The sequence below is a fragment of the Microcystis sp. M049S2 genome, assembly GCF_020245625.1.
Lineage (GTDB): Bacteria > Cyanobacteriota > Cyanobacteriia > Cyanobacteriales > Microcystaceae > Microcystis > Microcystis ichthyoblabe_A.
Genome location: NZ_JADBUN010000155.1, coordinates 1 through 14,707, shown reverse-complemented (window position 1 = coordinate 14,707; position 14,707 = coordinate 1). Strand labels below are relative to the sequence as shown.

General features: G+C 43.6%; 13 protein-coding genes and 2 tRNA genes. 8 read left to right on the top strand and 7 right to left on the bottom strand.

Annotated features, from left to right (window positions below; all coding sequences use genetic code 11):
* Positions 1–151: 151 nt before the first annotated feature.
* Both IM496_RS13710 and IM496_RS13705 read right to left on the bottom strand, forming a co-directional pair.
* Positions 152–224 (bottom strand) — tRNA-Arg (locus tag IM496_RS13710).
* A gap of 88 nt (positions 225–312) precedes the next feature.
* Complete coding sequence (locus tag IM496_RS13705; RefSeq protein WP_194015816.1) at positions 313–1,452, bottom strand: ferrochelatase; 1,140 nt, start codon at positions 1,450–1,452, stop codon at positions 313–315.
* Between the two features lie 198 nt (positions 1,453–1,650).
* Here IM496_RS13705 and IM496_RS13700 point away from each other — a divergent pair, with 198 nt between their 5' ends.
* Positions 1,651–2,409 (top strand): LmeA family phospholipid-binding protein, encoded by a 759-nt coding sequence (locus IM496_RS13700; protein WP_194015820.1) that lies wholly within the window; start codon positions 1,651–1,653, stop codon positions 2,407–2,409.
* Positions 2,410–2,590: 181 nt separating this feature from the next.
* On the opposite strand, the gene yidD is transcribed toward IM496_RS13700, so the two are convergent.
* Positions 2,591–2,821, bottom strand: a complete 231-nt coding sequence (gene yidD / locus IM496_RS13695) for a membrane protein insertion efficiency factor YidD (RefSeq protein WP_194015822.1) — start codon at positions 2,819–2,821, stop codon at positions 2,591–2,593.
* 54 nt (positions 2,822–2,875) lie between these two features.
* Between yidD and IM496_RS13690 the strand changes: the two genes are divergently transcribed.
* From IM496_RS13690 to tsaB, 4 genes are all read left to right on the top strand, one after another.
* Positions 2,876–3,562 (top strand): diacylglycerol/polyprenol kinase family protein, encoded by a 687-nt coding sequence (locus tag IM496_RS13690; protein ID WP_287662232.1) that lies wholly within the window; start codon positions 2,876–2,878, stop codon positions 3,560–3,562.
* 67 nt (positions 3,563–3,629) lie between these two features.
* Entirely contained in the window at positions 3,630–4,502 is an 873-nt protein-coding gene (locus IM496_RS13685) for an aldose epimerase family protein (protein WP_287662231.1), read from the top strand.
* Positions 4,503–4,565: 63 nt separating this feature from the next.
* A tRNA-Lys gene (locus tag IM496_RS13680) sits at positions 4,566–4,637 on the top strand.
* A 29-nt stretch (positions 4,638–4,666) separates the two neighbouring features.
* Entirely contained in the window at positions 4,667–5,269 is a 603-nt protein-coding gene (gene tsaB, locus IM496_RS13675) for a tRNA (adenosine(37)-N6)-threonylcarbamoyltransferase complex dimerization subunit type 1 TsaB (RefSeq protein WP_194015828.1), read from the top strand.
* Here tsaB and IM496_RS13670 read toward each other — a convergent pair whose 3' ends face one another.
* Positions 5,270–6,895 carry a choice-of-anchor I family protein gene (locus IM496_RS13670; RefSeq protein WP_287662230.1) on the bottom strand — a complete coding sequence of 542 codons (1,626 nt, stop codon included), beginning with the start codon at positions 6,893–6,895 and terminating at the stop codon, positions 5,270–5,272.
* Between the two features lie 214 nt (positions 6,896–7,109).
* On the opposite strand from IM496_RS13670, the gene cysE reads away from it, so the two are divergent.
* Complete coding sequence (gene cysE / locus IM496_RS13665; protein ID WP_110578885.1) at positions 7,110–7,883, top strand: serine O-acetyltransferase; 774 nt, start codon at positions 7,110–7,112, stop codon at positions 7,881–7,883.
* Between the two features lie 97 nt (positions 7,884–7,980).
* Positions 7,981–10,893, top strand: coding sequence for an excinuclease ABC subunit UvrA (gene uvrA, locus IM496_RS13660; RefSeq protein ID WP_287662229.1), 2,913 nt, complete (start codon positions 7,981–7,983; stop codon positions 10,891–10,893).
* Here the strand turns inward: uvrA and IM496_RS13655 are convergent.
* From IM496_RS13655 to IM496_RS13645, 3 genes are all read right to left on the bottom strand, one after another.
* Positions 10,850–11,626 carry a class I SAM-dependent methyltransferase gene (locus IM496_RS13655; RefSeq protein WP_287662228.1) on the bottom strand — a complete coding sequence of 259 codons (777 nt, stop codon included), beginning with the start codon at positions 11,624–11,626 and terminating at the stop codon, positions 10,850–10,852. The two genes, uvrA and IM496_RS13655, sit on opposite strands and share 44 nt — an antisense overlap.
* Positions 11,619–11,876: a hypothetical protein gene (locus tag IM496_RS13650; RefSeq protein WP_194015836.1), complete on the bottom strand. Its 258-nt coding sequence runs from the start codon at positions 11,874–11,876 to the stop codon at positions 11,619–11,621. Before IM496_RS13650 ends, IM496_RS13655 begins: the two co-directional genes overlap by 8 nt.
* 355 nt (positions 11,877–12,231) lie before the next feature.
* Complete coding sequence (locus tag IM496_RS13645; RefSeq protein ID WP_287662226.1) at positions 12,232–12,402, bottom strand: hypothetical protein; 171 nt, start codon at positions 12,400–12,402, stop codon at positions 12,232–12,234.
* A gap of 457 nt (positions 12,403–12,859) precedes the next feature.
* On the opposite strand from IM496_RS13645, the gene IM496_RS13640 reads away from it, so the two are divergent.
* Positions 12,860–14,707: calcium-binding protein (locus IM496_RS13640; protein WP_502861843.1), on the top strand; the 1,848-nt coding region annotated here is incomplete at its 3' end.

The following is a 14,707-nucleotide window of genomic DNA, read 5'->3' as shown; positions in this document are numbered from 1 at the left end:
TGGGAGTGATCAGGGGGAAAATTGAGGTACTTTTTCCCTGAAAATTAGGTAGTTGACCACCTGAAAATCGGTAAAACCCTACACCCCACACCCCACACCCCACACCCTACCCCCAGGAAAAACTTTTTCAGCAGACCCTACTTAACAATAACGGGTACGGTAGGGATCGAACCTACAACCGTCCGCTTAGAAGGCGGATGCTCTATCCATTGAGCTACGTACCCAGGAAAGCACAATTATAGATTATACTTCCAAAAGTGACAAGTGGTAGGACTAATTTTCGCCGTTGCCCCTCTTTGCCACTGTCCAAGCTTAATGATGGTGGTGGTGTCCGTGGTGATGATGGTGATCGGAATGAATGTGAGGAATTGTTACAGAAGTATTGACAGATAAAGCCTCTTGTGATAGTAAAGCTTCGATATGTTCCTCGGCCCAATCGGCGACCATCTGGCAAAATTCGGGGTTATCGTTGACACAGGCCATCTGCACATAATTAACCTGGTCGTGTTTGCGGCGTAAAGCTTCGATAATATGCTCCACATCCAGTAAAGTTTCGTGATTTTCCGTAGCAAAGCCAATCGGCATGAAAATTAAGGCTTTGGCCCCCAATTCGATTAAATTCTTCGCCGCTAACTCTGCATTCGGTTGCGTCCATTTAATTAAAGGGGTTTGGTGATTTAACCAACCCACAGAAATCAAGGGATAACGATAGATTAATTTTTCCCGGACCAACTCGTATAAAGCTTGACTTTCATCGATTCCCGACGTAAATCCCTTAGCTTCGTGGGGACAACCGTGATTCATTAAAATAATGCCAATTTGCGAGGGAAGACAGCTACTAGCTACCTCGGCCGCGATTTTTTCCTCCACTAACCGCGCCATTAGATCTATATAAGCGGGTTGGTTATAAAACGAGGGAATATAGCGCAATCCTTTGACCCAATGTTCCCCCGTTTGTCCTTGAGCTAAAGCTTTGTTAACTTGTTCGATCGCAATGCCACTGGTAAAGATAGAATCAACAACGAGGAGAGGATAGATCAAAATTTTCTCAAATCCCCGTTCGCGGATTTCCGTTAACACCTGTGCCGGTAAAAAAGGCGCGCAGAAGTTAAACGCTTTGAATACCTCCACCCGATTACCCCATTTTGCCTGCAAATTGCGCTCGATTTCCTGTCTTTGATGCTCGAAAATGTGGTTATGGGGGGAAATAAAGTGATTATGCTGGTGCTGCCATTCGTGTAGGTCAAATAGGGCCAATAATTTCGCTAGGGGAGGATAAACCCAAGTCGGTACGGGAGCGAACTTAGCCGTCAGCAGATTTAAGGCCTGTTCATTATAGTTGGCGAAGTCCTCATAACTCTCCACTTCCCCGTATCCCATCAATAATACCGCCACTCGATCGCTGTGGTTGTGGGTAGCGGCTAACTGTTGTTGATCTGAAATGGCAACCACGTTTTTAACCCCGATTTTTTAAGTGAAAAACGCTATATCACTGGGATAGTAGCGTTTTTTCATCCTATCCCCTCGCACGCGATAGACCGCTAAAAATTTATAACCTCTACAGAATCATACAGATTACTTATCATCCTGATTAATAAAACGATATGTAAAGAAACTTTAAATAATGTTAAGATCGTTGCAGTCCCACCTATGAGAGATATGACAGCAGGCGTGTTTGGTAGCTTACCTTTTCCCAATCAGAGCGGCGATCAACTCATCAGTAAAGTGGTGAGTGCTGCAATCGCTGCATTATTCAAACGCACAGGCAAGCTGACAGCCACTGTCCGCGCCGAACCCGTGGCCAAATTACTGCAAGGCAGTATCGACGGTTTTGACTTTATCGGTCAGTCGATGCTCATGTACAATGGCCTACGCATCGAAGCCATGGAATTGTATGTGCAAGCGGTGGCGATCGATTTTAGTGCCATTTTTACCGGACAGGTGAAACTCCGTCAACCGACGCGGGCCACTTTGCGGGTAGTTTTAACGGAAGAAGACTTAACCACCTCTTTTAATACACCTTTTATTGTCGAAAAACTGCAAAGATTAGAGTACGAAGGTAAATCAATTCACTGTCAGAACACAGAATTAATTCTCAATGACGATAAAACTTTAACTCTCAAAAGTCTAATTAAATTGGCAGAAGAAGAACCGATTCTGCTAGAAATGACCACGGCTGTGGTTGTGGAAGAACGGCGAAAAATTCAATTTGTTGATGTGGTTTATCAAGGCGACGAAAGATCGAAAGCTTTAGGAGAAGCTTTAATCAGTCATGTTAACAACCTCATGGATTTAGATAAATTTGCTCTCGATGGTACTCAATTAAGAGTCGATCGACTACGTTTAAAAGATAAACAGATTATCTTTTATGGTATTGCCGATATCGAGCGTTTTCCCCAAAGAAAATAGGCAATCATCAACGGGTCTAAAAATATCAATAGTTTTACAGACTTTACCCTAAAGATGAAGTATAACCTAGTTTGCTATTGACTCCTGAATCCGTTCGGCTGAGCTCACGGCCGAAGCCTGACTCCTGAATCCCCAAAACGACAACTTCTTATCTCACCATTGAGATAAGAAGTTGTGGCTTTTAATCGTGCTTGTCGCCACAGGGAGGCACGGGATCGTAGCCTCCAGGGTGAAAGGGATGACAACGGAGAATACGCTTAATTGCTAACCAAGAACCCCGCAGCACACCAAAGCGATCAATCGCTTCCATGGCATACTGGGAACAGGTGGGTTGAAAACGACAGGAAGGGGGAAATAGCGGCGAAATAAACCGTTTATATCCCTTAATTAAACCAATAAAAATTCCTTTCATCAATGTCACCTCGATCGCCTAAACTAATAGATAGTCAATTTTCGCTTTTGTCACGTGGAACTATCCCACTCTCTCCTATTTTCGATCGGTTTAGTCGCCTGTTACCTAGTTGTTCTGATTCTGATCGCTGAAAAATTAAAAAGTCTTTTCAGTGCCAATGGCGAAATTACCCGCAAAGTTGTCCACATTGGCACGGGAAACGTCATCCTTTTGGCCTGGTGGTTAAATATCCCCGCTTGGGTGGGAATAAGCGCCGCGATCCTAGCGGCAACTATCGCTATCCTATCCTATTTTTTCCCCATTTTGCCCAGTCTTAATAGTGTTGGTCGCCGCAGTTGGGGAACTTTTTTTTATGCTGTTAGTATCGGTGTTCTCGTGGCTTATTTTTGGACAATTTCTCACCCCGAATATGCGGCAATGGGTATTTTAATTATGGCTTTGGGAGACGGATTAGCAGCCCTAGTCGGACAAAATTTCGGTCAACATCCCTACAAAATTTTCGGCAGTGGCAAAAGTCTGGAAGGTTCCCTGACTATGTTAGGAGTCAGCTTTCTAGTCAGCTTGATTATTTTATCTTTTGTTAATGGCATTAATCCGCCAATTATTTTAGTATCTTTATTGACAGCGATCGGAGCTACTATTCTAGAAACTTTCTCGAAACTAGGTATAGATAATCTCACTGTACCGATTGGTAGCGCCGCTATTGCCTATTTTCTTACCCAAATTTTCATCTCAAGCTAGGCTATCTCAGCTTTCAAGCGACCGAAAACCGAAGATATTCACTGATAACTGATAACTGATAACTGATATGACCTTTACGATCACTCAAAACCAAAATCAATATCTTACCTATTGTCTCAAGGATGAAGAGGCCGACGCTTATCTGGAAGTGGTTCCCGCTAGGGGAGGAATCATCACCCGTTGGCAAATTTGCGGAGAAGATATTTTCTATCTGGACACAGAAAGATTCAAAGATCCTAACCTCAGTGTGCGCGGAGGAGTTCCGATTTTATTCCCTATCTGTGGCAACTTACCCGATAATACCTATCAATACCAAGGCCGAAACTATACCCTGAAACAACACGGATTTGCTCGTGATTTACCCTGGCAATTCAGCAAACAAAGCACCGAAACTGCCGCTAGTTTAACCCTAGAATTAAACAGTAATCCGGCCACTCGTCAAGTCTATCCCTTTGATTTTCAATTAATCTTTACCTATCAACTGCAAGGAAACAGCCTCAAAATTCACCAAAAAGTGATTAATCTTTCTCCCGAAAGAATGCCCTTTTCTATCGGGTTCCATCCCTATTTTCAAGTCACCGATAAAACCCGATTATCCTTTGATATTCCCTCCTCCCAATACCTCGATCAACGCACGAAAACCTTCCATTCCTACTCCGGCAACTTTGACTTTAATCTCGAAGAAATTGATGCCGCTTTTCCGCAAATTACTCGCCATCAAAGTAGTTTTAGTGATTCCTATCATCAGCGTCAAATTGTCCTCGGTTACGACGATCTTTATACAACTCTAGTTTTTTGGACCCTGAAAGATAAAAATTATATCTGTCTCGAACCTTGGAGCGCTCCCCGCAACGCCCTTAACACAGGCGAACATTTGACCTACCTAGACCCCCAGAGTAGCCGCGAGGCGATCGTGGAAATGCGAGTCAATCAAATTTAAATTACCCCTTGACTTAGCCCCGATAAGATGTTATATTGATAAATCGTGTGCAGAACACGAAACGGGTCGCTAGCTCAGCGGTAGAGCACTCGGCTTTTAACCGATTGGTCTTGGGTTCGAATCCCAGGCGACCCATAAAAACTTACTAATACAGAAAGATTGACTTGTCTTCCCCTGTCTATGGATTAGCCTTGCATACCAGCAGTCCCCAACTAGGACTGGCCCTCTCTAATTTCAGCGATGATAGTCGTCAACAAACTTGGGACTTAGACAGGGACTTATCGAACCTATTCCACCCCTATCTAAAACAGTTCCTAGCCCCGCAAAAATGGGCTGATTTAGCCTTTCTAGCCACTGCTAAGGGGCCGGGGAGCTTTACCAGTACCCGCATCGGTATAGTCACCAGTAGAACCCTAGCACAACAATTACAGCTACCGATTTTTACCGTCTCCAGTTTAGCGGCCTTGGCTTGGTCACAACGGGATTGTTACCCCCTCGATAGCTATCTAGCCCTAGAAATGCCCGCAACTAGGGGACAATTGTATGTGGGCATCTATCGGGGTAATCGGGTTTATTTAGCTGATAGCCTGATGACTCCGGAACAATGGCAGCAGACTTTAGAAAACTTAACTATTTCCTATCAAAGATTAGTCACACCCAGCTATTTAGGCATAAATGCCACCGATATCCTCGATTTAGCCCATTTGGATTGGCAAACGGGAAAACGCCCCCATTGGTCGGAGGCGCTACCATTTTACGGGATGTGATTAGCAATTCCCTCTTTTTTTCAAACTATAGCCAGCTAGTCCGAGGGTTACTAATCCTAAAACTGCGCTAGGTTCTGGGACAGGTTTGACGGAATAAATCGCCACATTACGACTCACTTCATTGGCAACAATTAACAGGGGAGTACCATTAGGACTATCGGCAGCGGGAATAAATAATAATCCTTCGGGAGAGATATCCCCTAATTGCCAATCGTTGATATAATTGGTGAACAAAGGATTACTAGGGTTGGTAATATCATAAACCATGAAACCGCCAGCCCTTTCTATTCCCACAAAAGTATAGAGACGATTCCTCACGCTTCCCAATGCTAACCCTTCTGGTTCTGGCCCGCGGTTATCGCTACGACTATTGAAGCTGTTAGGAGTACCATCGGAATTAAAAATACTAGCAGTTAGGGGAGTTGCCGAAAAAGCCGCTAAAATTTGTTCAAAATCATCGCCACTATCGAAGACTGGGGACAGTCCATTAGTGACATTCCAAATCGAAAAAGAACGACCACCATAGGCAAAAAGTTGGCTATATTGACCTTGGGCGTTAAGTCCGTCAATGCTAGAAACATCTAAACGTCCGAGATTTTGGGCTAATTGCAATTGGGCTGCATTAGGGAAAACATTGGGGTCTAAAGTTAGAGTAGAAACTCGTCGAGCCTCATTTCTAGTATCCCCTTCATTGGCAGTAATTAAATAGGTTTGTCCGGCGATGGTAACGGTGGCAATCGTATCCGGTTGATATAAGCCAAAAACCTGCCAATTATTAATATTTACCCCTCCATCTTGATCGCTAGGATCGAAACCATTACCAGAAGCGTTAAAATTTTTGGTTCCTAGGGGTAAAATACTGGTGACTTGAGCGTTAACAATATCGACTACGGCAATACTATTATTTTCCTGTAAAGCTACCCATGCAGTGGTTCCATCGTCGGAAACGGTGATGTATTCCGGTTCCACATCTTGGGAAACCGTTTGACCGGGGAAAATGCGGACTCCCTGATTTCTTAAAGTGTTCTCTTGACCATTAAAACTGGTAAAGGTAGCAGTGTTGACCGTGGCATTGAGAACACCAGCACTAAGATTAATAATACTAACGGAACCATCGGGATCGATCGCTCCTCTCGCTTCCCCTTCGTTAGCGACCAAAACCCGATTACCATCAGGAGTAAAGGTTAACATATCTGGTAAAGCGCCCACAGTAACCTGACTCTGAAAGACACCATTAGTATCGAAAAATACTACACTGCCGTTATTGGTAATGGGATTAGCTTCCATGGCCAGGGCCACGATACCATTTTGGATGGCAACGCTATTAACCCCTGCACCGTAGGGACTAAGATCGATCGAGGGTAAGGGAATTGGACTAGCGGGATTGCTGATATCGGCAATATCTAGACGATTATTGGGACCGGTCACGAATAATTTGCGACTAGAGGGGTCATAAGCGGGAATTTCTGCCCCGAAGTTATTAGCAGCATTTGTACTATTGCCAAGACTGCTCAATCGGGTGATATTTAAAGCTGAGGCCGATTCAGTAACAATATTGATACTGCCAGCAATTGACAGCAAGGTTAATAGAAATTTCCAATGGTGACGATAGATAGCATGAATCATATTTTTAGCTGAAACCCTGCAAAAAAAGGCTAAACAATCGCATTTTTTCAGCCCCAAGTTAAAGGAAGATTAAACAAGAGGGAAATTAAGGATATCTTCAAAATTTGGCCGAGAACAGTAAAAGCGAACTAGGAAAACGGGTTACTCGATCGCTTTTTAGTTGAACGGCTCATTTACCAGGGTGATAACATGGATTAGTATAAGCTCGATCAATATGGAATCAAGACTCGTGTTATCTATTCTCCTAGCCGATTTCAAGATCATTTTTGAACGTGACCCCGCTGCCCGCAACTGGTTAGAGGTACTATTTTGTTATCCCGGATTACAGGCTTTACTGTGCCATCGCTTCGCCCATTGGCTATATCACATCGGGATTCCCTTTATTCCCCGTTTAATTTCCCATCTTGCCCGTTTTCTGACTGGTATCGAAATTCACCCCGGCGCCCAAATTGGTCAGGGTGTTTTTATCGACCATGGTATGGGAGTTGTCATCGGAGAAACCGCCATTGTCGGTGATTATGCCCTCATCTATCAGGGAGTTACTTTAGGAGGGACGGGGAAAGAAAGCGGTAAACGTCACCCGACTCTAGGGGAAAATGTGGTCGTCGGCGCTGGGGCCAAGGTTTTAGGTAATATTTATCTGGGTAATAACGTTCGCGTCGGCGCTGGTTCTGTGGTGCTGCGCGATATTCCCGCCGATTGTACCGTTGTTGGTGTACCCGGTCGTTTAATCTATCGCGCCGGGACGCGGGTCGAACCCCTCGAACACGGTGATTTACCCGACTCGGAAGCGGTGGCTATTCGCGCTTTGGTGGACCGCATCGAACAACTGGAAAAACAAGTGTACGAATTGCAGCTAGAACGGTCAAAAGAACCAGATTATCGAATTAATTGCCCAGTTTTAGCCCATTTAGAAGAAGAAGCGAGTCATAGCTTTTGTCCTGCGGCCGATCGAGATATGCGCGAGTTTCTCGAACGGGCGGTTTAACCCCGAGAATCTTTTGATATGATAGAAGACTGGTTTTCTATTGGCTGAAATCCATTCGTCAAAGCTATTATTGTTAAGGACTACTTGGCACCGTCCGATGGCTCAAACTGACTCAATCCGTATCCGTGGCGCACGACAACACAATCTCAAAAATGTTGATCTCGAATTACCCCGCAATCAGTTGATTGTTTTTACCGGAGTTTCGGGATCGGGCAAATCTTCCCTCGCTTTCGACACCATTTTTGCCGAGGGACAGCGCCGCTATGTGGAGTCCCTCAGCGCCTACGCGCGTCAATTTTTAGGACAATTAGATAAACCCGATGTGGATGCGATCGAGGGTTTAAGTCCGGCTATTTCCATTGACCAAAAATCCACTTCCCACAATCCCCGTTCTAGTGTGGGAACTGTTACGGAAATTTACGATTACTTGCGTTTATTGTTCGGTCGTGCCGGTGAACCCCATTGTCCCCATTGCGATCGCAATATTGCCCCCCAAACCATCGATCAAATGTGCGATCGAGTGATGGAATTAGCCGATAAAACCCGATTTCAAATCTTAGCTCCAGTAATTCGCGGCAAAAAAGGCACTCATAAGCAATTAATCTCTAGTTTGGCATCCCAAGGCTTTGCCCGGGTGCGGATTGACGGCAAGGTAGTAGAATTATCCGAGGGCATCGAGTTAGATAAAAAACATCTTCATGATATCGAAATTGTTATCGATCGCCTGATCAAAAAAGAGGGTTTACAGGAAAGATTAGTGGATTCTTTAACCACTTGTTTAAAGCATTCCGACGGTGTAGCGATTGTGGAAATTCTCGATGAGAATAACGAAGATAATCCCGAAGTTACCAAAGAAATTGTCTTTTCCGAGAAATTTGCCTGTCCCGAACACGGGGCAGTTATGGAGGAATTATCCCCCCGTTTATTCTCTTTTAATTCTCCCTATGGTGCTTGTCCCAACTGTCACGGATTGGGCAGTTTACGGAAATTTTCGGCAGATTTAGTCATTCCAGACCCAAAACAACCGGTTTATTCGGCTATTGCCCCTTGGTCAGATAAGGATAATTCCTACTATCTTTCTCTCCTCTACGGTTTAGGGCAAGCTTTAGGTTTTGAAATCCAAACTCCTTGGCAGAAACTAACAAAAACCCAGCAAGATATCATTCTCTATGGGAGTAAAGAACCGATCTATTTTGAAGATGATTACCGTTATGATACTGGTCGCGGTTACTATCGAGAATTTGCTGGGGTTATCAATATCTTAGATAGGAATTATCAAGAAACCACCTCGGAAGTTATTAAACAAAGACTAGAGAAATATATTGTTAACCAAACCTGCGAAGTTTGTCACGGAAAAAGATTAAAACCGGAAGCTTTATCGGTACGTTTAGGAGAATATACGGTCACGGATTTTACCGGAGTTACCATTCGGGATTGTTTGCAGAGAATTAATGATTGTCATTTAACCCCAAGACAAGCATTAATTGGGGAATTGGCCCTGAAAGAAATCAAAGCGAGACTACAATTTTTAATCGATGTGGGATTAGATTATCTTACCCTCGATCGACCAGCGATGACTTTATCTGGGGGAGAATCCCAACGAATTCGATTAGCCACTCAAATCGGTTCGGGATTAACAGGAGTATTATACGTTCTCGATGAACCTAGCATCGGATTACACCAAAGAGATAATAGTAAACTGTTAGAAACCCTGCAAAGATTGCGAGATTTAGGTAATACTTTAATCGTCGTCGAACACGATGAAGAAACGATTCGGGCAGCCGATTATTTGGTCGATATCGGTCCAAAAGCGGGCATTCATGGCGGAGAAATCATCTGTCAAGGCAGTTTTAAAACCCTTTTAAAGTCGAAAAAATCGATAACAGGAGCCTACCTATCGGGACGCAAAGTTATTGAAACTCCCCCCCAAAGAAGAGCGGGAAATGGTAACGCTTTAGTTTTAAAAAATTGCCATCAGAATAACCTAAGAAATATTGATGTAACGATTCCTTTAGGAAAATTAGTCTCGATTACAGGAGTATCTGGTTCAGGCAAATCCACCCTAATTAATGAGTTATTATATCCAGCTTTACAACATCATTTAACCCGTTTAACTCCCTTCCCCAAAGAGTTAGATAAAGTGGAAGGATTGGACGCGGTTGATAAGGTAATTGTCATTGACCAATCACCAATAGGACGCACTCCTCGGTCAAATCCTGCCACCTATACGGGGGTTTTTGACATTATTCGCGAGATTTTCACCGAAACCATCGAAGCAAAAGCTAGGGGTTACAAAGCGGGGCAGTTTTCTTTTAATGTTAAGGGAGGACGCTGTGAAGCTTGCCTAGGCCAAGGGGTAAACGTCATCGAGATGAATTTTCTCCCCGATGTCTATGTGCAGTGTGATGTGTGTAAAGGGGCGCGTTATAATCGGGAAACCCTACAGGTTAAGTATAAAGGTTATTCGATCGCCGATGTCTTAGATATGACGATCGAGGAAGCATTAAAGGTCTTTGAAAATGTCCCCCGGGCCACCACCAGATTACAAACTCTCGTGGATGTGGGTTTAGGATACTGTAAACTCGGTCAAAGTGCGCCCACTTTATCCGGTGGAGAAGCGCAAAGGGTGAAATTAGCGGCCGAATTATCCCGACGGGCCACCGGAAAAACCCTATATTTGATTGATGAACCGACTACGGGGTTATCTTTTTATGATGTGCATCATCTCTTAGATGTGTTACAAAGATTGGTCGATAAAGGTAATTCGATTATCGTCATCGAACACAATCTCGACGTGATTCGCTGTAGCGATTGGATTATTGATTTGGGACCGGAAGGAGGGGACAAGGGAGGAGAATTAATCGCGGTGGGAACACCGGAAACCGTGGCTAAATGTGAAAAATCCTACACCGGTCATTATCTTGCCCAAGCATTACTTCAATATCCGCCAAAAAAGCGGGATAATATTAGGGAAGAACACAGAGATAATAAAGCCAATGATCAAGATTAGTATTTAACTCTTGTTCGCTGTTAATTTCCTGACCGGTTTTCCAAGAATAAATTTTAATCTCTTGAAAGTAAGACCTTAACTGTCTTAATTGTTCTTTCGGGGTGGCGTAATAATTTTGCAGACGAAAATTATGGGGTTCATCCCGAATAATTGCATAGTCAGCAGTCAATAACTGTTCGTAGCTAAGAGAGGGATTACAGGCACGCAAAATCGCCCAGATGACTAAATTGACATAGCTACTAAAAGGATTCAAACTAATCTTTTTTTTCCAATCGAATTCTGGGATAATTCCCTGAAGATTATGACTAGAAAAACAAAAATAACCGCCAGTTTTACCGATGCGGCTAATTTCCTCTAAAACTAGAAAACGGTCAGCATGGGAAATATAATCAATGCCATTAAAACTAAAGAGAATAAAATCAAAATAATTATCGGCAAATTGTTCTAGATTTCTAGCATCGGCCACTTGCCAGACTAAATGGGGGAATTTTTGACGACAAGCGGCGATCATTTCCCCAGAATAATCAACACCGATATATTCTCCCACAAGAGGGGCAAAATACTTCGTAGTCCGTCCCGCACCTACCCCTAAATCAAGCATTTTCATGGTTGATAAACGCTCTTGCAGCAGGGTTAAAATTGTCTTTTCTGCTGGCTGTAGCGCGGTTAATTGGGCATAATAACCGACAATACTAGGGTCTCTATAGGTTTGCTGATTTTTGTCCTTAATCATTCTCGATCGCTCTTTCCTCATAATCTGGCTGTTTTTCTCTTACTAATAATTCACCTTCCCAACCGCCAATTACTTCTTCAAAAAAGCCTTCTTGCCATTGGCTAAATGTAGTTTTTTCTTCTTTTTCTTTTAGAGATATTGGCTGATCAACTAAGGTAACTTCTAAATCTGTGTTTTTAAGTTCAGGCGGTAAAGATATTTGTAATGTTCCATCTTCTCCCACATGGGTTTTAAAACTAATTGTTCTCATGGTTTCGGCTCAGGCTACTACTATCTTATGATAGTGTCATATATCCTCGTCTGACAACGTGCGTTCCCTGCGGTCTTTTAAGCATAAAGACATCTTCACCCCAAACAGGTCAGACATGGCAGAAACCACCATCCGATGAGAATGGCAGTACATCCCACTCAAGACCGAGACGATGGATACTACTCTCTCACGGTAGCCGCTCTTTCCTACTACCATCTTTAAGAAAAGATTTAGACTATCATAAGATGCGCTTAAATTATCCAATTGGCATCAATGGAGATTTTTAGCTCTTTTGTATCATCTACAAGGATAGCATTTTCCAAAAGTGATAAAAGAAATGTAAAGTTGTTTTATATTAGTTGTCTTTGATAGTCTGGAAATTGTCCTGACGACTTCCCAAATTGCTCCCCACCTGACCCACCGTCCCAACCTCCAGTTGACGAAAGTAGATAGCGCCGAGTCGGTTGTCAGCCATCTGATCGGACGCTTGCAGCGATCGCCTAGGTTTAAATTCAGTTACGCGCAAGATCAGGTATTTTTATTTGAGCAACGCTAAGAGAGAAAAAGCAGCGGGGATCAAATATCTGTATAAAGTGCTACGATAATCTAAGATTCCATCAAAGGTTAGATTATCAAACGCCGACTCAGGACTATCAAGGTCGGAAAGCCTCGTTCGATAGTCTGAGCAGAGGCAAGACAATCGGTTAGAACTAATTGACTATCTGAGACTGTCCAATTGTTGGGATCGACTTCGGGTATGGGTGAGGATATCGATCCGCAATTGTCAGGGTAACACCAAATCCCCCTGATCCAGTGCAGTGGACAAGCCTTCTTGTTCCTAGTGACCACTTCAGTGGTCCCTGATGATAACTGGGTTTTGCTAACTGGATTTAGGATAAACCTGCCTTAGTGCGGTTTTGTCGTTACTTGTCTAACAATTGTTGCTATTTCACTAACTACCTTATTTTTTATAGTTAAAAATTATGGCAAGCAAATCTTATTCGATGGTGCAAAATTCCCCAACTGGAACAACCGGAACGGGACTAGATCAAACGGTTGAAAGAATTGGCAGAGATCCAGGACTTGCTGGTGCTAATCTCGGCACAAATATTACGGTTGGAATGACGGCAGCTAATGAATTAAATCAGTTAATCTTAGAAGCCAAACAAGCCACTGGAGTTGCTAGTAACGACATTTTTACTGTCAGTGACGTAACCGCGATTAATGCTTGGATTCGCGCTAACCGTTTGGCAGAATTTACTGCTCTCCACGGCGATGATGACGGTACAACAGAAACAGGGTTTCATTTAGTCCAAAATGACGGAGCGACTCAACAGTATCGCAATCAGAATTTAGTTGATACGGTTTTTGATGGCATTTATCACATTGGTTTCCTAATTGAAAATGGCAGCTTTGTCAATGAAGATGGTAACGCCAATGCCACAGTTGCTCAGGTGGCGGATTGGCTAACCCAATTTTATACAGATCGGGCAACAACTAATACTGGACTTGATCGGATTACGGAATTAATTATTGCCGATCAGGGTTTAGCGCAAAATATACCTTGGCAAGAAATTGCTGGCGGTGCTGATGCGGCCAATGGACTGAATGATTTATTAAAAACCGCGATTACCACCTACAATCTCGCCGCCGATGGTTCAATTTCCGAAAGCGATATTGCACAAATTAACAATTGGATTCGCTCTGATGCCACCCGTTATAATACTTTTGTTGTTCTGCATGGGGATGATGAAGGGACAGAGGAAACTGGCTTCCATTTAGTTCAAAATGACGGCGCTCAGACCACATATTTTGCGAAAAACCTAGTTAATACTGTTGCCGACGGAATCTATCATATTGGCTTTCAGATCCAAAATGGGCGATTTCTCAACGAAGATGGTGCAGCTAATGCCACAGTCAAGGACGTAGCAGATTGGGTAACATATTTTTACGTTGACCAGTCCACCACTGGCACCGGATTAGATAAAATTGTCGATACCATCAAAATTGATACTGGCTTAGCCAAGTGGACAAATGCGGGGGATATTAACGCTGGAGCCGCCGCCGCCGATGGACTTAACCATCTATTAGTAGATGGTATTACTGCTACAGGTATCGCTGCTGATGGCTGGATTACCAGCGATGATATTCGCACCCTCAATCAATGGGTTCGCACTAATCACTATGACGAATTTATCCTCCTCCACGGTGACGATGAGGGAAATGAGGAAACAGGCTACCACCTGGTACAAAATGACGGAGCGACAACCCAATACTTCGGTAAAAATTTAGTCAATACCGTAGCCGATGGACTCTATCATATTGGCTTTAACATCGAAGAAAATCGTCTCGTCAACGAAGATGGTGATGCCAATGCTCGCCTTAACGATGTTGCCAGTTGGCTCAACTATTTCTATCTTCAGAAAACCATTATTTACGGTGATAACTCTAGCGACACGATTACAGGTACGAATCTTGCTGAACACCTGATGGGTTACGGAGGAAATGATGTTCTCAGTGGTGGCGGTGGCGATGACCTAATCGATGGAGATTGGGGGTGTGACACTTTATCGGGTGGGGTTGGTAATGACTTACTCTATGGCGGCGCAGACAATGACCAATTGGATGGAGGCGAAGGATCAGATAACTATTATGTCTCCGGTAATCTAGCTGGAGGCTGGTCGAGTTTCCAAGGCTATGACACCATTACGGATACAGGGACAAATGGCACAGATACCATCGTCGCCAAAGGTACTGGTAATGTTGATATCGGTCTCAAGAGTTTTGGGGTCAATAGTGGCATTGAAACCATCGACGGGACAGGAGTAGCA